20 protein-coding genes are annotated in these 24,165 nt (G+C 70.5%); 11 read left to right on the top strand and 9 right to left on the bottom strand.

Going from position 1 to position 24,165, the window contains the following annotated elements; all coding sequences use genetic code 11:
- The first annotated feature begins 26 nt into the window (after nt 1-26).
- From hutI to hutU, 3 genes are all read left to right on the top strand, one after another.
- Nucleotides 27-1,301: an imidazolonepropionase gene (hutI, locus tag ABMY26_RS05625; RefSeq protein ID WP_372394502.1), complete on the top strand. Its 1,275-nt coding sequence runs from the start codon at nt 27-29 to the stop codon at nt 1,299-1,301.
- Nucleotides 1,298-2,038 carry a histidine utilization repressor gene (gene hutC / locus ABMY26_RS05620; protein WP_372394501.1) on the top strand — a complete coding sequence of 247 codons (741 nt, stop codon included), beginning with the start codon at nt 1,298-1,300 and terminating at the stop codon, nt 2,036-2,038. Before hutI ends, hutC begins: the two co-directional genes overlap by 4 nt.
- Before the next feature lie 196 nt (nt 2,039-2,234).
- Nucleotides 2,235-3,917 (top strand): urocanate hydratase, encoded by a 1,683-nt coding sequence (gene hutU / locus ABMY26_RS05615; RefSeq protein WP_372394500.1) that lies wholly within the window; start codon nt 2,235-2,237, stop codon nt 3,915-3,917.
- A gap of 55 nt (nt 3,918-3,972) precedes the next feature.
- On the opposite strand, the gene ABMY26_RS05610 is transcribed toward hutU, so the two are convergent.
- Entirely contained in the window at nt 3,973-5,601 is a 1,629-nt protein-coding gene (locus ABMY26_RS05610) for a GMC family oxidoreductase (protein ID WP_372395104.1), read from the bottom strand.
- Between the two features lie 129 nt (nt 5,602-5,730).
- Nucleotides 5,731-6,645, bottom strand: coding sequence for a LysR family transcriptional regulator (locus ABMY26_RS05605; RefSeq protein ID WP_372394499.1), 915 nt, complete (start codon nt 6,643-6,645; stop codon nt 5,731-5,733).
- A gap of 123 nt (nt 6,646-6,768) precedes the next feature.
- On the opposite strand from ABMY26_RS05605, the gene ABMY26_RS05600 reads away from it, so the two are divergent.
- Nucleotides 6,769-7,425, top strand: coding sequence for a DsbA family protein (locus ABMY26_RS05600; protein ID WP_372394498.1), 657 nt, complete (start codon nt 6,769-6,771; stop codon nt 7,423-7,425).
- A 53-nt stretch (nt 7,426-7,478) separates the two neighbouring features.
- Nucleotides 7,479-8,387, top strand: coding sequence for an MBL fold metallo-hydrolase (locus tag ABMY26_RS05595; protein ID WP_372394497.1), 909 nt, complete (start codon nt 7,479-7,481; stop codon nt 8,385-8,387).
- Nucleotides 8,388-8,433: 46 nt separating this feature from the next.
- Here the strand turns inward: ABMY26_RS05595 and ABMY26_RS05590 are convergent, their stop codons facing one another.
- Complete coding sequence (locus tag ABMY26_RS05590) at nt 8,434-9,318, bottom strand: DMT family transporter (RefSeq protein WP_372394496.1); 885 nt, start codon at nt 9,316-9,318, stop codon at nt 8,434-8,436.
- Between the two features lie 135 nt (nt 9,319-9,453).
- Nucleotides 9,454-11,967: a cation:proton antiporter gene (locus ABMY26_RS05585; RefSeq protein ID WP_372394495.1), complete on the bottom strand. Its 2,514-nt coding sequence runs from the start codon at nt 11,965-11,967 to the stop codon at nt 9,454-9,456.
- Between the two features lie 300 nt (nt 11,968-12,267).
- On the opposite strand from ABMY26_RS05585, the gene ABMY26_RS05580 reads away from it, so the two are divergent.
- Complete coding sequence (locus ABMY26_RS05580) at nt 12,268-12,831, top strand: OmpA family protein (RefSeq protein WP_372394494.1); 564 nt, start codon at nt 12,268-12,270, stop codon at nt 12,829-12,831.
- A 38-nt stretch (nt 12,832-12,869) separates the two neighbouring features.
- On the opposite strand, the gene ABMY26_RS05575 is transcribed toward ABMY26_RS05580, so the two are convergent.
- The 3 genes from ABMY26_RS05575 to ABMY26_RS05565 all read right to left on the bottom strand — a co-directional run bounded on the left by ABMY26_RS05575 (nt 12,870) and on the right by ABMY26_RS05565 (nt 14,959).
- Nucleotides 12,870-13,784, bottom strand: coding sequence for a LysR substrate-binding domain-containing protein (locus ABMY26_RS05575; RefSeq protein WP_372394493.1), 915 nt, complete (start codon nt 13,782-13,784; stop codon nt 12,870-12,872).
- A gap of 74 nt (nt 13,785-13,858) precedes the next feature.
- Nucleotides 13,859-14,449: a hypothetical protein gene (locus tag ABMY26_RS05570; protein WP_372394492.1), complete on the bottom strand. Its 591-nt coding sequence runs from the start codon at nt 14,447-14,449 to the stop codon at nt 13,859-13,861.
- Complete coding sequence (locus ABMY26_RS05565) at nt 14,450-14,959, bottom strand: DUF4365 domain-containing protein (RefSeq protein ID WP_372394491.1); 510 nt, start codon at nt 14,957-14,959, stop codon at nt 14,450-14,452. It lies immediately after the preceding gene.
- 230 nt (nt 14,960-15,189) lie between these two features.
- Here ABMY26_RS05565 and clpB point away from each other — a divergent pair, with 230 nt between their 5' ends.
- Nucleotides 15,190-17,871 (top strand): ATP-dependent chaperone ClpB, encoded by a 2,682-nt coding sequence (clpB, locus tag ABMY26_RS05560; protein ID WP_372394490.1) that lies wholly within the window; start codon nt 15,190-15,192, stop codon nt 17,869-17,871.
- Nucleotides 17,872-17,982: 111 nt separating this feature from the next.
- Here clpB and ABMY26_RS05555 read toward each other — a convergent pair whose 3' ends face one another.
- The gene (locus ABMY26_RS05555) at nt 17,983-18,672 is read right to left on the bottom strand and encodes a hypothetical protein (protein WP_372394489.1); all 690 of its coding nucleotides are present in this window, start codon (nt 18,670-18,672) and stop codon (nt 17,983-17,985) included.
- 215 nt (nt 18,673-18,887) lie between these two features.
- Here ABMY26_RS05555 and ABMY26_RS05550 point away from each other — a divergent pair, with 215 nt between their 5' ends.
- Genes ABMY26_RS05550 through ABMY26_RS05535 form a run of 4 tightly spaced genes read left to right on the top strand, consistent with a single transcriptional unit; the run spans nt 18,888 to nt 22,398 of the window.
- Nucleotides 18,888-19,697: an SDR family oxidoreductase gene (locus tag ABMY26_RS05550; protein WP_372394488.1), complete on the top strand. Its 810-nt coding sequence runs from the start codon at nt 18,888-18,890 to the stop codon at nt 19,695-19,697.
- Nucleotides 19,698-19,731: 34 nt separating this feature from the next.
- Complete coding sequence (gene pabB / locus ABMY26_RS05545) at nt 19,732-21,123, top strand: aminodeoxychorismate synthase component I (protein ID WP_372394487.1); 1,392 nt, start codon at nt 19,732-19,734, stop codon at nt 21,121-21,123.
- Nucleotides 21,120-21,941 carry an aminotransferase class IV gene (locus tag ABMY26_RS05540; RefSeq protein WP_372394486.1) on the top strand — a complete coding sequence of 274 codons (822 nt, stop codon included), beginning with the start codon at nt 21,120-21,122 and terminating at the stop codon, nt 21,939-21,941. The genes pabB and ABMY26_RS05540 overlap by 4 nt, the downstream gene beginning before the upstream one ends.
- 13 nt (nt 21,942-21,954) lie before the next feature.
- Nucleotides 21,955-22,398 (top strand): hypothetical protein, encoded by a 444-nt coding sequence (locus ABMY26_RS05535; RefSeq protein ID WP_372394485.1) that lies wholly within the window; start codon nt 21,955-21,957, stop codon nt 22,396-22,398.
- A gap of 6 nt (nt 22,399-22,404) precedes the next feature.
- On the opposite strand, the gene ABMY26_RS05530 is transcribed toward ABMY26_RS05535, so the two are convergent.
- Nucleotides 22,405-24,012 (bottom strand): caspase family protein, encoded by a 1,608-nt coding sequence (locus ABMY26_RS05530; RefSeq protein ID WP_372394484.1) that lies wholly within the window; start codon nt 24,010-24,012, stop codon nt 22,405-22,407.
- Nucleotides 24,013-24,165: the final 153 nt, after the last annotated feature.

Here is a 24,165-nt window from a genome sequence, read left to right as displayed (position 1 = left end):
CGACCTTGTGGGAAGGAGCCGAACCGATGCCGACCAGTGCGCCTTGGGATAGCCTGTGGATCGACCTGTCCGTTGCCACCATGGATGGCGCGACGACGGGTGACGGCTACGGCTCCATCGCCGACGCGGCGGTCGGCATCAAGGACGGCTGCATCGCCTTCGTCGGCCGCCGCGCCGAGCTGCCGGGAGCACCGGAGTCCCTGGCTGCCGAAGTCCGCTCCGGCGGCGGCGGCTGGATGACCCCCGGCCTGATCGACTGCCACACCCACATCGTTTATGGCGGCAACCGCGCCCGCGAGTTCGAGGCGCGGCTGAACGGCGCCAGCTACGAGGAGATCGCGCGGGCCGGCGGCGGCATCCTGTCCACCGTCACCGCCACCCGTGCGGCAAGCGAGGACGAACTGCTGGCCGCCACCCTGCCGCGGCTCGACAGCCTGCTGGCCGAAGGGGTGACGACGCTGGAGGTGAAGTCCGGCTACGGCCTCGACACCGAGACGGAAACCCGCATGCTCTGCGTCGCCCGCCGGCTGGGGCAGGTGCGGCCGGTGGAGGTGCGGACGACCTTCCTCGGCGCCCACGCCCTGCCGCCGGAATTCAGGAACGACGCCGACGGCTACATCGACCGCCTGTGCGCCGAGACGCTGCCGGCGGTGGCCGAAGCCGGGCTGGCCGATGCGGTGGACGCCTTCTGCGAAGGGATCGGCTTCTCGGTCGCCCAGACCCGCCGGGTGTTCGAGACGGCTCGGCGGCTCGGCCTGCCGGTCAAGCTGCATGCCGAGCAGCTCAGCAACCTCGGCGGCGCCCGGCTGGTGGCCGAGTTCGGCGGCCTGTCCGCCGACCATGTCGAGCATCTGGACGAGGAGGGCGTCGTCGCCATGGCCGGGGCCGGCACCGTCGCGGTGCTGCTGCCCGGCGCCTTCTACGCCCTGCGCGAGACGAAGCGGCCGCCCATCGAGCTGCTGCGCCGCCATGGCGTGCCGATGGCGCTGTCCACCGACAACAACCCCGGCACCTCGCCGGTGACGTCGCTGCTGCTGATGCTGTCGATGGGCTGCACCTTCTTCCGCCTGACCCCGGCGGAGGCGCTGGCCGGCGTCACCCGCCACGCGGCGAAGGCGCTGGGGCTCGACGACCGCGGCGTGATCGCGCCGGGCAAGCGCGCCGATCTGGCGCTGTGGCGCATCGCGCATCCGGCGGAGCTGGCCTACGCCATCGGCCTCAACCCCTGCATGGCGGTGGTCAATGGCGGCGTCGTCCGCAAGCCGCGCATCGCGGCGGATATCGCGGGGGAGGCCCCATGACCGACGCCGTCTCGACCGCCCAGCCGCGCTACGCCCAGATCAAGGAAACCATCCGCCGCCGCATCAGCTCCGGCGACTGGGCGGAGGGCTTCCAGATCCCGTCCGAGCATCGGCTGCTGGAGGAATTCTCGGTCAGCCGCATGACGGTCCACCGCGCGCTGCGCGACCTGACGGAGGAAGGGTTGCTGACCCGCGTCCAGGGGCTGGGCACCTTCGTCGCCGAACGGCCACCCAGCGCCGACGTGGTGGAGCTGCGCAGCATCGCCGACGAGATCGCCGAGCGCGGCAACCGCCATGGCTGCCGGATAGAGCGTTTGCTCGCGGTTACCGCCGATGCCGGCCTGGCCCGCCGCTTCAACCTGCCGGCCGGCGCCCGGCTGTTCCATTCCGTCGTCGTCCACAGCGAAAGCGACGTGCCGGTGCAGCTTGAGGAGCGCTGGGTCAACCCGGCGGCGGCGCCCGACTATCTGGAGCAGGATTTCACCCGCCAGACGCCGGGCGAATACCTGATCCGGCTGGAGGCGGCGCCGCGGGTCGAGCATGTCATCGAAGCGGTGTCGCCGACGCCGGAGATCGCCCGCCTGCTCGACATCCCCGTCACCGAGCCCTGCCTGCGCGTCACCCGCCGCACCTGGGCCGGCGGGGGGGCCGGAAGTCGTGTCGTCACCGTCGCGATGCTGGTCCATCCCGGCAGCCGCTACCGGTTGGGCGCGCGCTTCCAGCTGCCGCCGCCTTAGAAGTTTTCGTCCACGGCCCCCACCCTAACCCTCCCCCGCTCTCGGCCGGCCAAAGGCCGGTCCGATCGCGGGAGAGGGGACTGCCGCCGCCTTCCCGAACAAGCGCCTGCTCCCTCTCCCGCGAAGCGGGGGAGGGTTGGGGAGGGGGCAAAAGACCTTGCATATCAAGCCACCCCTCCCACCAGGAGCCCGTCGCATGTCATCCCGTCTCGACAACCAGCGCGTCATCCGTGCCCCGCACGGCCCCGAACTGAGCTGCAAGAGCTGGCTCGCCGAGGCGCCGCTGCGCATGCTGATGAACAACCTCGACCCCGACGTGGCGGAACGGCCACAGGAGCTGGTCGTCTATGGCGGCATCGGCCGCGCCGCCCGCGACTGGGACAGCTTCGACCGCATCGTCTCGGCGCTGCGGTCGCTGAACGACGACGAAACCCTGCTGGTCCAGTCGGGCAAGCCGGTCGGCGTCTTCCGCACCCATGCCGACGCGCCGCGCGTGCTGATCGCCAACTCCAACCTGGTGCCGCGCTGGGCGACCTGGGAGCATTTCAACGAGCTCGACCGCAAGGGTCTGGCGATGTACGGCCAGATGACCGCCGGGTCGTGGATCTACATCGGCAGCCAGGGCATCGTCCAGGGCACCTACGAGACCTTCGTCGAGGCCGGGCGCCAGCACTACGACGGCGACCTCAAGGGCAAATGGATCCTGACCGGCGGTCTCGGCGGCATGGGCGGGGCGCAGCCGCTGGCCGCGACCATGGCCGGCGCCTGCATGCTCGCCGTCGAATGCCGGCCCAGCAGCATCGAGATGCGCATCCGCACCGGCTATCTCGACCGCCACACCGCCGACCTGGACGAGGCGCTGGACTGGATCGCCGAGGCCTGCGCCAAGGGCGAGGCGATCTCGGTGGGGCTGCTCGGCAACGCCGCCGACGTCTTCCCCGAACTGGCCCGCCGTGCCGGCACCGAGCTGAAGGCCCGGCCGCACATCGTCACCGACCAGACCTCCGCCCATGATCCGGTCAACGGCTACCTGCCGCAGGGCTGGACGCTGGAGGAGTGGGAGAGCGCCCGCGAAAGCCAGCCGGCCGCCGTCGCCGCAGCCGCCCGCAAGTCGATGCGGGTGCAGGTCGAGGCGATGCTGGCTTTCCACGCCATGGGCATCCCGACCGTCGACTACGGCAACAACATCCGCCAGATGGCGAAGGAGGAGGGGCTGGAGAACGCCTTCGACTTCCCCGGCTTCGTCCCTGCCTACATCCGTCCGCTGTTCTGCCGCGGCGTCGGTCCCTTCCGCTGGGCGGCGCTGTCCGGCGACCCGGAGGACATCCGCAAGACCGATGCCAAGGTCAAGGAGCTGATCCCCGACGATCCGCACCTGCACAACTGGCTCGACATGGCCGCCAGGCGCATCCAGTTCCAGGGCCTGCCGGCGCGCATCTGCTGGGTCGGGCTGGGGCAGCGCCACCGGCTCGGCCTCGCCTTCAACGAGATGGTGAAGTCGGGCGAGCTGAAGGCGCCGATCGTCATCGGCCGCGACCATCTCGACAGCGGCTCGGTCGCCAGCCCGAACCGCGAGACCGAGGCGATGCGGGACGGCTCCGACGCGGTGTCCGACTGGCCGCTGCTGAACGCGCTGCTCAACACCGCCAGCGGGGCGACCTGGGTCAGCCTGCACCATGGCGGCGGCGTCGGCATGGGCTTCTCGCAGCATTCGGGCATGGTCATCGTCTGCGACGGCAGCGACGACGCGGCGCGGCGCATCGGCCGCGTGCTGTGGAACGACCCGGCGACCGGCGTGATGCGCCACGCCGACGCCGGCTACGACATCGCCATCGACTGCGCCAAGGAGCAGGGGCTGAACCTGCCCTTCCTGAAATAGCAGGCGGTCGTCTTAAGCCCTCTCCCGCCCCGGGAGAGGGAATCGAAGGCAAGCCTTACCCCTTTGCCGCCGCGCGCCGCTCCGCCCGCATCAGGGCGGCGCCGCGCTCGGCGATCATCACGGTCGGGGTGTTGGTGTTGCCGGAGGTCAGGGTCGGCATCACCGACGCGTCGATCACCCGGAGGCCGCGGACGCCGCGCACCCGCATCTCGGCATCGGTGACGGATGTCGCGTCGTCCCTGCCGCCCATCCGGCAGGTGCCGACCGGGTGGAAGATGGTGGTGCCGATGTCGCCCGCCGCACGCGCCAGCTCCTCCTCCGTCCGGAAGCTCGGGCCGGGCTTGTATTCCTGCGGGTGGTAGGGGGCGAGCGCCGGCTGCGCCACGATGCGGCGGGTCAGCGCCAGCGCCTTGGCCGCCTTCGCCCGGTCGGCCGGATCGGACAGGTAGCAGGGGGCGATCGCCGGATTCTCGCGATGGTCGGCCGAGGCGATGCGGGTCCAGCCGCGGGACGCCGGGCGCAGGTCGCAGACGCTGGCGGTGAAGGCCGGGAAGGCATGCAGCGGGTCGCCGAACTTCTCCAGCGACAGCGGCTGCACATGATATTCCAGGTCGGCCGTCGCGACCTCGGGCGAGGATTTGGCGAAGACGCCCAACTGGCTCGGCGCCATGGTCAGCGGCCCCTTGCGGAACAGGGCGTATTCCAGCCCCATCATCGCCTTGCCGAACAGGCTGCCGGCCCGCTTGTTCAGCGTCACGATGCCGTCGACCTTGTAGATCATGCGCAGCTGCAGATGGTCCTGCAGGTTGGTGCCGACGTCCGGCGCGTCCAGCACCACCGGAATCCCCAGCTTCTGCAGATGCGCCGCCGGACCGATGCCGGAGCGCTGGAGGATGGCGGGGCTGCCGATGGAGCCGGCGGCCAGCACCGTCTCGATCCGCGCCGCCGCCCGTGCCGGCTCCCCCTTCACGGTGAAGCGGATGCCGGTGGCGCGGCCGTCCGCCATCTCCACCCGGTCGATGGCGGCGTCGATCACCAGCTTCAGGTTCGGGCGGTCGAGCGCCGGCCGCAGGAAGGCCTTGGCGGCGCTCCAGCGCACGCCACCCTTCTGGTTGACCTCGAAGCTGCCGACGCCGAGATTGTCGCCGCGGTTGAAGTCGTCGTTGCGCGGAATGCCCGCCTGCTGCGCCGCCTCGGCGAAGCGGTCGAGCAGGTCCCAGCGCAACCGCTGCCGCTCCACCCGCCATTCGCCGCCGGCCCCATGCATCTCGTCGGCGCCGCGCCAGTAATCCTCGCTGCCCTTGAAGACCGGCAGCACCTCGTTCCAGCTCCAGCGCTTGTCCCCGGTGATCGCGGCCCATTCGTCGTAATCGCGCGCCTGGCCGCGCATGGCGATCATGCCGTTGATCGACGAGCAGCCGCCCAGCACCTTGCCGCGGGCGTAATGGATGCTGCGCCCGTTCAGCCCCGGCTCGGCCTCCGTCTTGAAGCACCAGTCGGTGCGCGGGTTGCCGATGCAGAACAGATAGCCGGCGGGGACATGCAGCCACACCCAATTGTCTTTGCCGCCGGCCTCCAGCAGCAGGACCGAGACATCGGGGTCGGCCGACAGCCGGTTGGCCAGCACGCAGCCCGCCGTGCCGCCTCCGGCGACGATGTAGTCGAAGCTGCCGAAATCGAGCATGTCCACTATCGCTTCCCTCCCGGGGGATTTATCGATTTGTCTGACATATTAAATTGCTGATCGAACGGACGATCCAGCGAAATTTCGCCGCAGCCGGGCCGCCCGCCGCAGAAATACCGCTTCCGGCACTCATCCGGCCGGGCTGTGCCTGCTCCGCTCGCGCTCGGTCAACAGCTCGACGAAGGCCCGGACCTTGGTCGGGCGGAAACGGGCGGCCGGGAAGACGGCGTGGATCCCGCCGGATGGCAGGGTCCAGCGCGGCAGGACCTGCACGAGGCGTCCGGATGCCAGGTCGTCGGCCACGCAATAGTCTGGCAGCACCGACAGCCCGGCGCCCTCGCGCACCGCCTCGCGGACGGCGAAGGTGGCGTCCAGCGTGATGGCCGCCCGCGTCGTCACGCTGTGCTGCGCGCCGTCGTCGGACGAAAAGCGCCAGGTCAGCGGATCGCGCAACGCCGCGTTGGCGACGAAGGGCAGGGCGGCGATGTCCGCGGGACCGGCCTCCCCACCGAGCCGGCCGGCCAGTGCCGGCGCGGCGACCAGCATCTGGCGGAAACTGCCGAGCTGGCGGGCCTGCAGGCTGGTGTCGGCCAGCCAGCCGACGCGGATGGCGAGATCGAAGCCGCGGGCGACGATGTCGAGCGACTGGTCGGCAAGCACCATGTCGGCCTTGCAGGCCGGATGGGCGTTCACGAAAGCGGCGACGGCCGGCACCACGACCGAGACGCCGTAGTCGAAGGGCGCGGTGAGCCGCAGCATTCCGGACGGCTCCGCCGCCGTCTCCGCCAGCTCGGCGAACGCATCCTCGGCCTCCTGGAGGATCACGACGCAGCGCCGGTGGAACGCCCATCCCGCCTCGGTCGGCCGGACCTTGCGCGTGGTGCGCACCAGCAGGGTGGAGCCGACCTCCTCCTCCAGCCGTGCGACCTGCTGGCTGACCACCGCCTTGGTGATCCCCAGCCGCGCCGCCGCCGCGGTGAAGGAGCCGGTTTCCACCACCGCGGCGAAATGGGCGATGCGGTTCAGGTTCCTCGGTTCGCTCATGGGCCGGCGGGCTCCGATTGTTTGCCGATGCCATACGATATGTCCGTTTGATGCCGGCTACACAGCACAATCGCCTCCGGATAAGGTCCGCCCATTCCTTCACCGGCATCCCGGCGGGCGACCATGAGCCAGACCAAGACCGTCACCTACCTGTTCGATCCGCTCTGCGGCTGGTGCTATGGCGCCTCGCCGGCGCTCGCGTCGCTGGCCGGCATCGGCGGCCTCGCGCTCGACCTGCTGCCGACCGGCCTGTTCTCGGGCACCGGGGCACGCCCGATGGACGAAGGCTTCGCCGCCTATGCCTGGGCGAACGACCAGCGCATCCAGGCCCTGACCGGCCAGCCCTTCAGCGGGCTCTACCGGACCGGCATCCTCGCCGACCGACGGCGGCCGTTCGACAGCGGTCCCGCGACGCTGGCCCTGACCGCGGTGTCGATGACCGCGCCCGACCGGGAGTTCCAGGCGCTCGCCGCCATCCAGGCGGCGCGCTATGTCGACGGGCGGGACGTCACCGCGGTGGAAACGCTGTCGGACATCCTCGCCGGGCTTGGGCTCGCCGCCGCTGCCGCGCTTGTCGCCGGGCGGGAGGGCGGACAGGACGGCGCGCTGGCCGCCGCCACCGCCGCACGGGTGGAGCGGGGCCGGCAACTGATGGCGGAGCATCGCGCCAGCGGTGTGCCGACCCTGCTGTTCGACGACGGCTCGCACCGGCGCAAGCTGGACTCCGAAATCCTCTTCAACAAACCCGGCAGGCTGGCGGCGCTCCTGCGCGCCCTGTGACCGCCGGTTCCGATTGCCAGTTCCAATTGCCCGATCCAACAGGAGACAACAGCATGTTGACCCGCAGGGACATCCTCGCGGCCGCCGGCCTTGCCGGCGTGGCCGGCCTCGCCACCGCTCTCGTCCCGGCCGGCGGTTTCGCCGCCAGCGGCGCCCCGCTGTCCTGGACGCATTTCCCCGCCGGTGAGGCCGGCTTCCTCCGCGCCCCGGTCCTGCTGTCCGGTGAGCGCGAGGCGATCCTGATCGACGGCGGCTTCACCCTGTCCGACGGCAGGGCGCTGGCTGATGCGATCAAGGCAACCGGCAGGACGCTGACGACGATCTATGTCAGCCAGAGCGACCCCGACTATTATTTCGGCCTGGGACCGGTCAAGGCCGCCTTCCCGGCCGCCCGCGTCGTCGCCGCGTCCGCCACCGTCGCGGCGATCCAGGGCAATGTCGAAAAGAAGCTGGCCGTCTGGGGCCCCAAGCTGAAGGAGAATGGTCCGCAGACGCTGGCCGACATCGTCATGCCGGAGCCGTTCGACGGGCCGGCCCTGACGCTCGAGGGCCGGGCCGTCGAGATCGTCGATGCCCAGGGGCTGGCCAACCGCCGCTATCTCTGGGTTCCGTCGCTGCGCGCCGTCTTCGGCGGCGTGCTGGTCTTCTCCGGCGTCCATGTCTGGACCGCCGACACCCCCACCGCCGAGGCGCGGGCGGCCTGGGTCAGGACCCTCGACGCGATGGCTGCGCGCGACCCGGCCGTCGTGGTCGCCGGCCATGCCGCACCGGGTGCCGTGCCCGATGCCGCGGCCATTGCCCACACCAGGGCGTATCTGCTGGCGTTCGAGGAGGAGCTGGCCAGGGCGAAGACCGGCGCCGACCTGATCGCCGCCATGAAGCGGCGCTATCCCGATGCCGGGATGGGCATCGCGCTCGACATCGGCGCCAAGGTGGCGACCGGCGAGATGAAATGGGGCTGAGCGGGACCGGGGAGGGGAGGGCGCACCGCCCTCCTCCTGCCGCCCGTCATTTCCTGTTCACCAGCGCCACGCCGCAGACCGCCACCGCCATGCCGGCCAGCGCCACGATGCCGAGCTTCTCGCCGAACAGCACCCAGGCGACCAGCGCCGTCACCGGCGGGGTCAGGTAGAACAGGCTGGCGACCTTGGCCGCCGCACCGCGGCGGATCAGCGCGAACAGCAGGAAGATCGCCCCCACCGACAGCACGAAGCAGAGCCACAGCAGGGCGAAGACGAATTCCCCCGTCCACTCCACATGCATCGTCTCGACCATCGGCGCGGCGATGGCCAGCGCCAGCGCGGTGGCGGCATACTGGATGGCCGTGCCGCTGCGCAGATCCATGCCGCCGCCATGGCGCTTCTGGTACAGCGTGCCCAGCGTGATGCCGACCAGCGACACCAGGGCGTAGCCCAGCGGGACCAGATGCGCTGCGTCGATCGCCAGCTTCTCGCGCACCACCAGCCCGACCCCGGCCAGTCCCAGCAGCAGGCCGGCCCATTGCCGGCCGCTCACCCGCTCGCCCAGAAGCGGGCCGGACAGGGCGGCGGTCAGCAGCGGCTGGATGCCGACGACCAGCGCCGTGACCCCCGCCGGCAGCCCGTGCGCGATGGCGATGAAGATGCCGCTGAGATAGACGCCATGGACCAGCAGCCCGGCCAGCGCGATGCGCCCGGCCGTCGCCCAGTCCTTCGGCCAGGGCGCGCGGCTCACCAGCGCCACCAGCGCCAGCACGACGGCGACCAGCCCCAGCCGGATCAGCAGGAAGGTCAGCGGCTCCGCATAGGGCAGGCCGTATTTCGCCCCGATGAAGCCGGTGCTCCACAGCAGCACGAAAAGACCCGGCATCAGGCGCAGCCAGGGCTGGCCGCCGCCCGTCGCGGTCTCGTTCATCGAAGATCCTTCCCTAAGCAGGTTTTCCGAACTCCGCCCATGAATGGGCGGGCTCGGAAAACCTGCAAAACCATGGAGTTCCCAGGTTTCTCCAGGCCGGGCCTGCGGCGCGATCCGGAGAAACCTGCCTGACGGTCAGCTCACCGCCGGGATTGCCGGCGCCGACTGGGTCGGCTGCCGGCGTGCCTCGGCGACCGCCTGGATATGGACGCGCAGATCCGCATCCTTCTGCACCAGCCGGCGGAAATCCTTCTCATCCAGCACCAGCAATTGGCAATAGCCCAGCGCCCGCACGTCTGCATTGCGCCGCTGGCGGGTCAGCAGCGCCATCTCGCCGAAGAAGTCGCCGGTGCCGAGCTTCACCGGCTCGGCCAGGTTGGGCACCAGCACCTCGACCGCGCCGGACGCGATGAAGAACATCGACTCGCCGCGGTCGCCGCGGCGCAGGATGGTCTCGCCCGGCAGCGCCAACTGGGCGCGCAGCAGCGTGGCGATGGTCGCCACCCGCTCCGCCGGCAGGCCGGCGAACAGCGGCACCCGGCGCACCAGCTCCGCCACGTCGAACCGGACGTCCAGCCTGGGCAGCCGTTCCAGCACGCGGCGCCGCTGCTCCAGGTCGCGCTCCAGGTCGGTCAGCACCTCCTGGCTGATGATCGATTCGGCATGCATGGTGCGGTAGTCGGCATGCTCCAGCCGCAGGGCGGCGCGGCCGACATAGCGGCTCTGCAGCACCACCGCATAGTCCGGATATTGCAGCTTCAGCGCCGCAAGCGCCTGTTCGACGATGCCCAGCCGGCCGACCAGCATGCCTTCCAGCTCGAACGCCACGTCCTGCCCCAGCACGCGGGCCAGCCGGTCGCGGGTGAAGGCCAGCAGCTCGCGCAGCACGGTGCGCACGGCGACCAGCACCTCGAACCGCATCGACAGGCGCTTTGCCAGCGGCCGGTGGATGCCGAAGCGGCGCTGGAGCCAGCTCGCCGTCCGCATCCAGGGGGAAAAGGCGATGAAGGGCTCCTCGAACGCCCGGTAGCCGTTGCGGCCCTGGCTCTTGACCGCGTCGAGCAGCCGGCCGCTGCGCCCCGCCAGCATCTCCATCACCGAGCGCGACACCACCCCCTCGGAGAAGTGGGCGTAATAGAGCTCTTCCTCGCGATTCACCAGGATGACGAGGCCGATGGTGACGCGGTCCTCGTCGCTCAGCTCGGCTTCGCCATGGCGCTCCCGGTCGATCTTCTTCAGCCGCTCCTCGTACCGCGCGATCATCACGTCCTTGACCGCGGCGTCGACCTCGTAGGTCTGGGCGACGGCGGCGACGCGGTCGCGGATGCTGTCGGTGGACAGCGCCAGCGCCCGGTTGCGCATGGCGCGCTCCACCGTCGTCAACTCGTCCAGCTTCAGCACGCGGATCAGCCAGCGCAGCGTCGTGCCGTTGACGAACAGCGTGACGAAGACGAAGCCGGTGACCATCACCGCGACGAAGCTCTGGACCCGGTCGGGCACCCGGAAATTCTCGGTCACCGCCAGGGCCAGCGTCAGCGACACCGCGCCGCGCAGGCCGCCCCACAGCATCACGGTCTTGTAGGAGTTGCTGACCTTCTGCGACAGTCCGGCCCAGGACAGCACCGGCAGCAGGCCGAACAGCACGACCGCGCGGGCGGCGAAGGCGGCGGCCACCACGACCAGCACCAGCCCGACCTCCGCCCAGCCGGCGTCGGCCATCAGCCGCGGCACCAGGATGGCGGTCAGCAGGAAGATCATCGAGTTGGCCCAGAAGCCCAGCTGCTGCCAGACATGCTCCATCGCGCCCCAGGTGGCGGGCGAGATGCGGGTTTTGCCGACCGAGCCGATGACCAGCGCCGCCGTCACCACCGCCACCACGCCCGATGCGCCGACATAATGCTCGGCCAGCACATAGGACAGGTAGGCCAGCGCCACCGTCAGCGTGATCTCGGCCATCGGCTGGTTGCGCACCGGCTCCACCAGCATGCAGACGACCCGGCCGCAGACATAGCCGGTGACGACGCCGCCGGAGAAGTCGCGCAGGAAGTCCAGCGCCGCCGCCCACACGCCGCCGTGCGAGGTGCGGGTCAGCATCTCCAGCAGCAGGGTGAACAGCGCGATGGCGGCGGCGTCGTTCAGCAGGCTCTCGCCCTCGACCAGCGTCGTCAGCCGTCTCGGCGCGCCGAGGTCGCGGAAGATGCCGATGACCGCCGCCGGGTCGGTCGAGGCGACGATGGCGCCCAGCAGCAGGCAGGCGACCAGCCCCAGCGAGGTGAACAGGCTGACCGCATAGCCGACGGCGAAGGTGCAGACGAACACCGCGACCACCGCCATCAGCAGGATCGGTCCCAGGTCGTCGAACAGCCGCCGCACGTCGACCGCCAGCGCCGTCTCGAACAGCAGGATCGGCAGGAAGATGTGCATCAGCACGTCGGACGAGACGTCCAGCTCGGCCAGCGAGTTCAGGAAGTCGTGGAACGGATCCTTGCCCGGCCCGGCGAAGGTCTGGATGACTGCGCCCAGCGCCACGCCGACACCGGCGAGCAGCACCGTGTAGGGCATCCGGAAACGGGCGGCCAGCGGCGGAAGGAAGCTGACGAGGGCGAGAAGCCCGGCAACGCCGAGGACTTGGATGACGATGTCGTGCATGTTCCGATGGGGCGGCTGCGGCGTGGGCTGCACGGTATCGCCGCACTGTGGCGGGAGCAAGACCGTGCACCGTCCGGCGCTGCGGCAAAAAATGGCTTTTCCCGCGGTAGCGCCGTGTCCCGTGCGCTATATGAGGCTGAATTGGCTGGGGAGACCACAACCCGGGCGGTCGCCTCTGGCCGGCCGGCACGCTGTCGTTTAGGATATGCCTAAATTTGTCCGCATCGCAGTCGGGGGGCGCAGAGGATGAGAAGCGGGACTGTCAGGGTATTGCGGCCGGCATTGGCCGGATTGTGCCTGATGCTGGCGCTGGGGGGCGCCGGCCGGGCGGCCGACCCGGCCGCCGCGCCGACCACGTCGGAGGATTTCATCAAGGCGCTGAAGCCGGCCGCTGCTGTCGATGCACCGTCCGACGCGCCGCTGATCGGCCAGAAGCCGAAGACCCGCGGGCTGGCGCTCGGCACCGCCGACACGGCGGCGCCGGCTGCTCCCGCCCCGGCGCCAACCCGGCCCCAGGCGGCGCCGAGGATCAGCTTCCAGGTGGAGTTCGCCTTCAACTCGGCGGATCTGACGCCGAAGGCGAGCGGCATCCTGAACGAGCTCGGCCGCGCCCTGACCTCGCCGGAGCTCAGCGCCTACAGCTTCCAGCTGACCGGCCACACCGACGGCGTCGGCGGCGCCGACTACAATCTCGCCCTGTCGAAGCGGCGGGCCGCCGCGGTCCGCGACTATCTGACCAGGACCTTCGCCGTGGCGCCCGACCGCCTGAAGTCGCGCGGCCTGGGATCGCAGCAGCTGCTCGATCCGGCCAACCCGGCCAGCGACGTCAACCGGCGGGTGGAGATCGTCAATCTCGGTTCGTGAGCGGGGCGGAGGCGAGGAGGAGGAAGGCGCCGGCCCCTTCACCGCCATCCGCCATCCTCGGTCAGCCCGGCCAGGATGTCGCGCAGGATGCCCCGTGCCGCGCGGGCGGCGGCCGGCATCGGCCGGCCGGACGCGTGGGCAAGCAGGATGCTGCGGTCGATCTGCGGGTCGGCGATGGGCAGGCCGGCCAGCCGCTCGGCCACGGCGCCATAGCGCGCCACCCGCTCCGACAGCACGGTGTAGCCGCAGCCCTCCGCCACCAGCGCCTTGATCTGTTCCAGCGCGTCGATCTCCATGGCGACGGTGACGCCGCTGCGGGCGAGCATCGCCGCATGCTCCACCTCCTCGCGCACGCCGTGGGGGCGGCCGGGCAGGATCAGCGGCAGGGCCAGCGCCTCGGCGAAGGGGATCGCGCTGCGGCCGCGCAGCAGCGGGTCGTCCGCCGGTCCGACCAGATGCAGCTTTTCCCGCGCCACCGGCTCGGTCTCCAGCCCGCCCATGTCCTTGGCGCCGAACACCAGCGCGAGGTCGAGCTGTCCCGACAGCACCCATTCCCGCATGTGGCCGGACAGCCCCTCGACCACCCGCAGGCGGATCTGCGGATAAGCCCGGCGCACCGCCAGCGCCAGCGGCACCGTCAGGACCGGGCCGAGCGAGGTCGGGATGCCGACCGTCGCCGGCCCGGCCGGCACCGCCTCCACCGCCCGGACCTCGTCGCGCAGCCCGTCCATCGCCTCGATCAGCGTCGCCGCCCGCTGCGCCAGCCGCCGGCCGCTTTCCGTCGGCACCACGCCGCGGGCCGTGCGCAGGACGAGCTGGCAGCCGAAATCCTCCTCCATCCGCTTCAGATGCAGGCTGAGCGCCGGCTGCGCCACCCGCAGCACCTCTGCCGCGCGGGAGATCGAGCCATGCTCGACGATGCCCAGGAAGTAGCGCAGCTGCCGCAGATCCATGATGCCGGAGCCTTCCCCCTCGATACCGCGACGCTATGAAGGGGGAGGCGGGGATCGCGTGTCAATATGGCTGGTCAATGCTTTCGGGAATTCGAAGATCGACGCAGGATTTCCTGAAGTTCATTATTCCGCGAAGCAACGTCGGGGTTTGCCGGGGCCTGATCTTCCGCTGCCAAAGCGGCTAGGCCAATAAATCTAGCCAAGTCGTCCATATCGCAGCGGGCGGCATCGACCACTAGGGATTCTAGGCGAGATTTTATAGACAGAGCAACATCTGCTTTATCTTCGGCACTGTTCTGCCGATCGTTTTCAGCTTCCGGAAAGCTGTATATAACGGTTGCATCCGTTACGACGTGCGGTGTCGGGATTTTAGTTTCTTTATGTGCAGAAATTTCTTGGCAAATTTCCGGCCATTCCTTGCCGTTGGCTTTGATGAGAGAGTGGAGCAGATCAATCACACGCCACTTGAAATCCCCCACATGCTTGGTGATGGGGATAACAGCTTCATAAATTCGGCCATCGGCCTGAAGACTGTACAGCCTGGCGAGTGGTCCGTATGGACCTGCGTCCATCCAGCCATTCATCGTCAGGTAAGCGATGATATCGTCGGGGCCCAGCGCCTCCGCCGCATCGAGCATCTTCGCAGTCACCGTATCGGCAGACATTCAAGACCCTCCCCGACTGACCAAGTCGGTCCGCTCCAGCAAATTTAGAATAGCATGATGGTCGAACAGGCTGTCCGGAGAAATACGCAGGGCGACGCTCTTTGTTCCCACTTCCGGAGCGCCCCGCAGATCGATCCAGTAGGCGGCCCGCCGCAGCGTCGTGGCGTCGGCGCTCACCGTGAACCACTCGTCCGGATCGTCCGGCAAGTCGAGGACGACCAGCAGGGCCGGGCAGGTCGCCGGCCTGCGCAGCAGATCATAGGTGCGGCGATCCAAGGCAAAGGACAAGGTGCGTCCGCCGTCTATTCTCGCAAGCCGGATCGTCGCCTTCGCCTGGACCATGATCCTGGCCGTCAAAGACCCTTCGATAGGCGAAATCCACAGATCGATGCCGTTCCGGTCCACCGGCAGGCTCATCACCTGACAGCCGGCGCGCGCCGCGACCATGGCGATGTAGGCGCAGGACAGCCGTTCCTTGATGTCGCTGGGCTTGGTTGTGACAACCGGCATGGATGGAGAATCGGGAGAAGATGTCCGGGGCGGTTCGCGCTGTCATACCATTCCCATGCGGCTTCCGACATCTTTTCCGCGGCGGGGCGTTCCCCACTCCCCCTCTTGATCGCCGCTTTCGCGTTAACCATTTACCCATCAGGCGCCGGACGGTCGCGCATTTTGCGGACCGCTGGGGCGCCGTCCCGCGCCGGATGGCTGGGCGGGAGACCATGGAAACGGAGTGCCGGATGGACTTCGGTCAATTCACCGATCGTGCGCGCGGCGTGATCCAGGCGGCGCAGATCGCCGCCCTTGCCGGGCGGCACCAACAGCTTCTCCCCGAACATCTGCTGAAGGCGTTGATCGACGACGGCAGCGGCGTGGCGGCGCGTCTGGTGCGCGACACCGGCGGCGACCCCGACCTGCTGAAATCCGCGACCGAGGAGCAGCTGTCCCATGCTCCGGTCCAGCCGGGGCAGGGCGAGGGACCGCAGCCGCTCTACATGTCGCCGGCGCTGGCCGCCGTGCTGCAGGGCGCCGTCGCGTCGGCGCGCAGCGGCGGCGACCGCTTCGTCACCGCCGAACGGCTGCTGGAGAGCCTCGCCCGCCAGAGCGGCCCGCTGCGCGCGCTGTTCCGCCGGGCCGGCATCGATGCCGACGCGCTGGCCGCCGCCGCCGATGCGCAGCGCAAGGACCATCCCGCCGAGGAGGAGACCGAGACGACCTCCGGCGAGGCGCTGGCCCGCTACACCCGCGACCTGACCGAAGAGGCGCGGCAGGGCCGGCTCGACCCGGTCATCGGCCGCGACGACGAGATCCGCCGGACCATCCAGGTGCTGGCACGCCGCACCAAGAACAATCCGGTGCTGATCGGCGACCCCGGCGTCGGCAAGACCGCCGTCGTGGAGGGGCTGGCCCAGCGTCTGGCCGCCGGCGACGTGCCGGAAGGGCTGAAGGACCGGCGCGTCCTGGCGCTCGACCTCACCGCGCTGCTGGCCGGCGCCAAGTTCCGCGGCGAGTTCGAGGAGCGGCTGAAATCCGTCCTGTCGGAGGTTGCCGAGGCCAACGGCCGCATCATCCTGTTCATCGACGAGCTGCACACCCTGATCGGCGCCGGCCGCACCGACGGGGCGATGGACGCCGCCAACATGCTGAAGCCCGCGCTGGCGCGCGGCGAGCTGCGCTGCGTCGGCGCCACCACGCCGGACGAGTACCGCAAATACATCGAGAAGGACGCGGCGCTCGCCCGCCGTTTCCAGCCGGTGACGGTGGACGAGCCGTCGGCCGACGACGCGGTGTCGATCCTGCGCGGCATCAAGAGCAAGTACGAGGTCCATCACGGCGTGCGCATCGCCGACGCGGCGGTTGTCGCGGCGGTGAGCCTGTCGGCGCGCTACATCGGCGACCGCCGGCTGCCCGACAAGGCGATCGATCTGGTCGACGAGGCGGCGAGCCGCCTGCGCATGGCCATTGACAGCAAGCCCGAGGCGCTCGATGCCGTCGACCGCCGCGTCGCCCAGCTGAAGATCGAGCGCGAGGCGCTGAAGGCCGAGCCGGACGCCGCCTCGCAGGAGCGGCTGCACGTCCTCGAAGGCGAGCTGGCCGAGGCGGAGGCCCGCCAATCCTCGATGGAGGAGGAGTGGCGTGCCTCGCAGTCCCGCCGCACCGAGGGCCGCCGCCTGAAGGAGGAGCTCGACCAGGCCCGCACCCGTCTGGAGCGCGCCCAGCGCGACGGCGACTGGGCCAAGGCCGGCGAGCTGGCCTATGGCGTGGTGCCCGACCTGGAGAAGCGGCTGGCCGATGCCGAATCGCGGGCCAGCGCCGAGCGCGACGAGGTGACGGCCAAGGACATCGGCGCCGTCGTCACCCGCTGGACCGGCATCCCGGTCGAGCGGATGCTGGAGGGCGAGCGCCATCGCCTGAAGGGCATGGAGGACAAGCTGGGCGAGCGGGTGGTCGGCCAGCGGGAGGCGGTGCGCGCGGTGTCCAAGGCGGTGCGGCGGGCCCGCGCCGGGCTGAAGGATCCCAGCCGGCCGACCGGCTCCTTCCTGTTCCTGGGGCCGACCGGCGTCGGCAAGACCGAACTGGCCAAGGCGCTGGCCGCCTTCCTGTTCGACGACGAGACGGCGATCACCCGCCTCGACATGTCGGAATACATGGAGAAGCACGCGGTCAGCCGCATGATCGGCTCGCCTCCGGGCTATGTCGGCTATGACGACGGCGGCTCGCTGGCCGAGCGCATCCGGCGTCGGCCCTATCAGGTCGTGCTGCTGGACGAGGTGGAGAAGGCGCATCCCGACGTGCTGAACGTCCTGTTGCAGGCGCTCGACGACGGGCGGCTGACCGACGGGCAGGGCCGGACCGCCGATTTCCGCCACGCCATCCTGATCATGACCTCCAACCTGGGGGCCGAGGCGCTGAGCGCGCTCGGCGACGGCGAGGACATGGCCGGGGCGACGGTCGAGGTGATGGACGCGGTGCGCAAGGCCTTCCGGCCGGAGTTCCTCAACCGGCTGGACGACGTGCTGATCTTCCGCCGGCTGGGACGCGACCAGATGGCGCGGATCGTCGACATCCAGCTTGCCCGCGTCAACCAGCGGCTGGCCGAGCGCGGCGTCACCCTGGCGGCCGATGCGGCGGCCAAGCGGCGGCTGGGCGACCTGGGCTGGGATCCCGCCTTCGGCGCCCGTCCGCTGAAGCGGGCGATCCAGGGGCTGGTCGAGGATCCGATTGCCGAGCGCCTGCTCGACGAGGAGGTCGAGGGCAAGACCGCCATGACCCTGTCGCTGGTCGACGGCCGGCTGGCGCTGGATGGCGTTGTGGTCGAGGAGGACCGGCCGCACGGCTTCAAGGCGCCGGAGCGTCCGCCGCTCGGCTTCGCCCTGCCGGCGGTGCCGGCCGCGGCCGGCCGCGAGGCGTCGGTCCACTGACCGGCCGGATCCCGGCCATGGCGTGGTGACCTGGGCGCGATGACATGGGAAAGGCTTCGGATGCCCGGCATCCCAAGCCTTTTTCCTATCCGGCCGTCGGGCCGGGAGGCGTCACCATTTGGATTTCAGCTTCTTGGCGCCGTCGCTCGACCAGATGATGGCGACGGCATCGACCACCAGTTCGGCATTCGCCTTTTCGTTCTGCTTCCACTCGCCGCACAGCATCATGATCGAGGCGATGGCGCACACGCAGCCGCCGCGCGCTCCCTCGATCAGGCTGGTGCAGACATTCTCCTTCGGGCTGTCCTTGCGGAAGGATTTGCGGATCGACCAGATCCGGTCGGCGATGAAGGGCAGGCCGGCGGTGAAGACGCTGACCGCCTTGATCGCCGTGTTGTTCTCCTTGCGGTCGATCACATAGGTCAGGTTGGCCTTGCATTTGCCGCAGCTGCACGGATAGCCGTTGCTGCGCGTGGCGGCGGTGCGCAGGTCGTGCAGGGCGAAGATGCCGTTCGCGGTGATGCCGATGGCCAGCGCCACCAGCCACGGCCCCAGCGCCGCCCCCAGCGGGAATAGCGAGATGGAGCCGATCCCGACATTGACGCTTGTGGTCGCCACCCCGCTGAGCGCGGTGACGCCGGTCTGCAGGCCGCTCTGGACGCCGCCGATCAGCGCCATCTTGGAGTATTTCGCCAGCTTGGTCCGTGTTTCGCTGAAAGGCTCGAAACTGTCGGCGGCCGGCGCGTTGGTCGCGAACATCGTCGCAAGCTCGCGGAGCTTGTCGGGTGGCGGAAGCGGCATGGTCGGAACCTTCCCGGTGGGGCGGCCAATGGAACCTGTCTGTCCGATGGCCCATCTGTTCGATGGCCCATCTGTTCGATGGTGGTAGACGGGCAACAATCGGCCGGCAAGCGGATGCCGCATCGAGGCTGCCAATGCGCCCGAGGGTCTGCTAAATCTCGGCGCAGGGCGCAGGACGTGCCGCAACGGCCCGGCTCAGACACGGGAGAGCAGACATGGAAACGGACAAGGAGACGGGCATGGCCGCGACGATCCCGCCCTATCTGTCGGCCTTCTCGCTCGCCGGGCAGGTGGCGCTCGTCACCGGGTCGGGGCGCGGGCTGGGGCTGGAGATCGCCAGGGCGCTGGCCGGTTCGGGGGCGCATGTGCTGCTGAACGGCCGCGACGCCGCGGTGCTGGACGCCCGCGTGGCGGAGATCGCCGCGGCGGGCGGAACGGCGTCGGCGCTGGCCTTCGACGTGTCCGACCGGGCGGCGGTGCGCGAGGCCTTCGCCCGAATCGCGCAGGAGCATGGCCGGCTCGACGTGCTGGTCCAGAATGTCGGGCAGCGCAACCGCAAGCCGCTGGCCGACCTGACGGACGACGAGATCGCCACCCTTCTCGACGTCGATCTGGCCTCCTCCCTGATCCTGGCGCGGGAGGCGGCGCGGCTGATGCTGCCGCAGGGGCGGGGGCGGCTGATCGCCGTCACCTCGGTCGCCGGCCAGATCGCGCGGGCCAACGACAGCGTCTATGCCGCGGCGAAGTCCGGGCTGAACGGCATGGTGCGGGCGCTCGCCGCCGAATACGGACCGCTCGGCCTGACCAGCAACGCCATCGCGCCAGGTTTTTTCGCTACCGAAACGAATGCGGCGATCACCGGCGATCCGGAGCGCGCCGCCTATTTCGCCAAGCGCACGCCGATGAACCGCTGGGGCCGGCCCGACGAGATCGCCGGGGCGGCGGTGTTCCTGGCCTCCGCCGCGGCGTCCTACGTCAACGGCCATGTCCTGGTCGTCGACGGCGGCGCCACCATCCTGATGTAGGCTGTCCCATGCCCGCCGGCCCTTTGGCACCGCCATGCTGACCATACCCGTCTCCTGCGGCGGTCCCGCCGCCGCCTTCCGTCCCTGGAGCGCCGAGCCCTGGGCGATGCTGCTCGACAGCGCGGCGGCCCATCCGCAGAACGGGCGCTATTCCTATATCGTTGCTGAACCGTTCCAAACCATCGAGGCCATCGGCGGCCGAACGCTGGTCGACGGCGCTGCGGTGGCGGGGAGCCCCTTCGACGCGCTGGAACGGGCGCTGGCCGCCCATCCACTGCCCCGTTCATTGCCATCTGCCGGACCGGTCCCCTTCACGGGAGGCGCGGTCGGCTTCATCGGTTACGAAGCCGGAATGTCTTTGGAGGGGCTACGCTCCCGCCACCCCAATCCGGGCGGCCAGCCGGACATGGCCTTCGGCCTCTATGACGTCGTCGCCGCCTTCGACCGGCAGGAACGGCGGGCCTGGGTCGTCGCCGCCCGGCCGGAGGCGGAGGAGCGCGCCCGCCGGATGGCTGCGCGGCTGTCCGTTCCGCCTCCGGAACAATCGGCCGGGCCGGCGCCGCTGTCCTGGCGGTCGGAGCTGTCGCGTCCCGGCTATCTCGACCGGGTCGGGCGGGTGCTGGACTATATCCGTGCCGGCGACATCTATCAGGCCAACTTCACCCAGCGTTTCCTGGCCGACGTGGACGGGACCGTCGACGCCTATGCGCTGTACGAGCGGCTGCGCGTCCTGAGCCCGGCGCCCTTCGCCGCCTTCCTGAACTGCGGCCCGCGGCTGCGGCTGGCGGGGGCCTCGCCGGAGCGCTTCATCCGGCTCGGCGCCGACCGGACCATCGAGACGCGGCCGATCAAGGGCACCCGCCCGCGCCCGCCCAATCCGGGGGCCGATCCGGCGGCCGACGCGGCGGCGGCGGCGGAGCTCAGCGCCAGCGTCAAGGACCGGGCCGAGAACCTGATGATCACCGACCTGCTGCGCAACGACCTCGGCCGGGTGTCGGAGATCGGCAGCGTCAGGGTGCCGGTGCTCTATGGGCTGGAGAGCTTCGCCAGCGTCCATCATCTGGTGTCGGTGGTGACATCCCGGCTGCGGCCGGGGCTGGGACCGGTCGACCTGCTGCGCGCCGCCTGTCCCGGCGGGTCGATCACCGGCGCGCCCAAGATCCGCGCCATGCAGATCATCGACGAGCTGGAGGTGTCGCGCCGCGGCGCCTATTGCGGGACGGTGGCCTGGATCGGCTTCGACCGCGCGATGGACAGCAACATCGTCATCCGCACCCTGTCGGTGACGCCGGACGCGGTGATCGCCCAGGCCGGCGGCGGCATCGTCGCCGATTCCGACCCGGCGGCGGAGCATGAGGAGATGCTGGTCAAGGCCCGCGCCCAGCTGCGCGCGGTCGGCGAATTGGCAGGGGAGGGGACGGCATGACGGTCTGGCTGAACGGGCGGCTGGTCGAGGACGCCGCGGCGCGGATCGACCCGGCGGACCGCGGCTTCACCCTGGGGGACGGGCTGTTCGAGACGATCCGGGTCAAGGACGGGGCGCCGCGTCACCTGTCCCGCCATCTCGACCGGTTGGCCGCCGGTGCGGCCCTGCTGCGCCTGCCGCTGCCCTACGACCTTGCGGCGCTGTCGGATGCGATGGCGGCGCTGGTCGCGGCCGGCGGCATCGCCGACGGCGTGCTGCGGCTGACCCTGTCGCGCGGCACCGGCGCCCGCGGCGTCCTGCCGCCGGCCGACGCCAGCCCGACCGTCCTGATCACGCTGGCTCCCGCCGCCCACATGACCGCGCCGGTCGCCGCCGTCATCGCCCGCTCGACCCGGCGCAACGAGCATTCGCCGCTGTCGCGGCTGAAGTCGCTGAACTACCTCGATTCCATCCTGGCCCGGCAGGAGGCGGCGGAACGCGGCGCCGACGAGGCGCTGCTGCTGAACGGCGCCGGCCGGCTGGCCGAATCCAGCGTCGCCACCCTGTTCCTGTCGGTCGGCGGCCGGCTGCTGACCCCGCCGGTCGCCGACGGCGCGCTGCCCGGCATCCGCCGCGCCCTGGTCCTGGAGCGCCATGGCGCGGAGGAGGCGCCGCTGACCCCCGCCGATCTCGCCCGCGCCGACGAGGCCGTCCTGACCAACAGCCTCGGCCTGCGTCCGCTGCTGTCGGTCGATGGCCGGCCTATCGGGGGCCGGCCCGTCGGCACCGGCTCCGCCGGACCGGTCCTCGCGCGCCTGCTCGACGATCCGGAGCTTTGAGGGGAAACACGTCATGATCGAAACGGTGAGCTATCCCGAACTGACCGTCATCGGCTGCATGGTCGAAGCCGGCCCGGACGATCCGCCGGCGGCCATCGCCGCCGCATGGGAGCATGTCTTTGCCGCCGACACCGGCGCGACCTCCTTCGCTGCGGTGTCGCTGCCGGAGGAGAACGGCTTGCGGCGCGACCTCGTCGGGTTCCTGGCGGCCAGGGCGACGGAGATTCCCGCCGGCATGGTCCGCGTCGACCTTGCCGCCGGGCGTTACCTGCGGACCGTCCATGACGGCCCGGTGTCGGGGATCGCCGAGGGCTTCGCCCGGCTGCGGGCCCATGCCGCGGCGAACGGCCTGGCGCTCGGCGGCGTCGGGCTCGACTTCGGCCACCGTCCGGGGCTGCCGGACGGCCGGCACGAGCTGCATCTCGCGCTTGCCGTCCAGCTGCCGGCGCTGGCCTGATCCCGTTCACCGCGCGGTGCTGTAGACGCCGTGGATGCCGAACTCCACCGGCTGTCCGGTCAGGTGCCGGGTCAGCAGGGTGGCGACCTCGCCGGCCGCCGGCTTGCCGTCCAGTGCCGCGAGGTCCCGTTGCAGGGCGGCCATCGGCCTGGGCGAGGCGATGGCGAGGAAATGGTCGGCGCCGAAGGGCGGCTCGACCGTCAGCGCCAGCCGGTAGGGACCGCCGCGCGGGATCTGCGCCGGGTCGTTGCGCTCGGCCAGCGGGTAGAGGTAGTTGAGCGTCCCGTCGGCGGCGAGGTTGATCAGGGTGAAATAGGTCCCGGCATTGCCGCGGATGTCGAGCGACACCGTCTCCCCCTTGCGGTAGGCACGGTCGCCGGGCTCCACCGCCAGGGCCAGCGAGCGGCTTTCCGCCGCGGCCTTCACCCGCACCACCAGCGACCATTTGTCGATCACCCCCTGGACCCGCCGCCGGGTTTCCGCCGCCATCGGGTCGCCGGGAATGCTGGCCAGCACGTCGCCCATCGAGCTGACCACCTCGCCGCCGGCGCTGTCCCAGACCAGTGCCGCATCCTCCTTGCCGACCGTCTCGACCCCGCTCATCCCGGCCGCCAGAATCTTCACCGCCGCCGGCTTGCCCAGGATGCGCAGCGGGATCGGGCCGGCGGCGGGCAGCAGGGAAGGCGGCTTCGGCTTGCTGGCCACCGGATCGATCAGCGGCACCTCGCCCCGGCCGCGCGGCTGGACCTGCGGATGCTGGCGTCCCTCCAGCGCCATGCGCACGGCGCCGCGGATGTGCGTCTCCAGCTCGCCCTTGGTGACGATTCCGTCGCCGTCGCGGTCGGCCTGCCCGCGCAGCGCGTTGGCGAAGGCCCAGCTGAGGGCGCCGCGCGGCTTGCGGTTGATCATCACCTCCGGTGCCAGCTCATGGTCGGCGACCGCGGCGAAGAAGGTGACGTTGGGCTGTTCCTCGGCCTCGGCCTGCAAAGCGGCGCGGGTGGGCGGCGGCAGGGCGTCCTCCTCGATGCCGTCGACCGGCTTGCCGTCGATCTTCGCCGCCCGGGTGCCCAGCATGCCGGCGCGGTCGTCGAAGCCGCGGGTCATCGTGCCGGAATGGCACGAATCGGAAATGAAGATCACCCGGCGGGGCGCCGCCTCCTTCAGCAGCACGGCGATCTCGTCGTCGGTCAGGCGCTGGGCGGTGCCCGGTCCGCGCGGGGCGAAATCCGCCAGCACCAGGAACTCGTCCTTCCCGTCCGCCTCGCTGCCGGGAACACGCTCCGGTTGCCGTGCCCCATGTCCGGCAAAGGTCAGGACCAGCGTCGAGTCGGGGGCGGTTTCGGCCACCAGCTCCCGCCAGGCCCGGATGATGCGGCTGCGCTCGGCATCGCCGTCGACGAACAGACGTAGTTTCTTGACGCCCAGCCCCTTCAGGGCGTCGGCGATGTCGCGCGCGTCGTTCACCGCGCCCTGGAGCGGGTTGATGTAGGTGTAGCGGTCGATCCCGATCACCAGGGCCGCGATTTCCGCCCGCGCCGGGGCGGCGGCCATCGTCAGGGCCGCTCCCGCCACCGCGGCGGCGAAGGCGATTGCCAGCCCAGCCGGGCGCCGCATTCCTCCAGACATTGCATTCCCCCAACGATACGTCGCCGTACAGGCTACACGCGGATGCCGATGCATAAAAGGCCGCACGAATTGGTGGTAATGACCCCTTCCGTCGAGGTTGTTGCTGTGGCAGCGTTGCATCCGGGATTCGGTCGGCCGGGG

Origin of the sequence: Azospirillum sp. HJ39 (genome assembly GCF_041507355.1) — a bacterium.
GTDB lineage: Bacteria > Pseudomonadota > Alphaproteobacteria > Azospirillales > Azospirillaceae > Azospirillum > Azospirillum thiophilum.
Note: the sequence above shows the minus strand (reverse complement) of the source record. Positions and strands in the feature narration are given on the sequence as shown.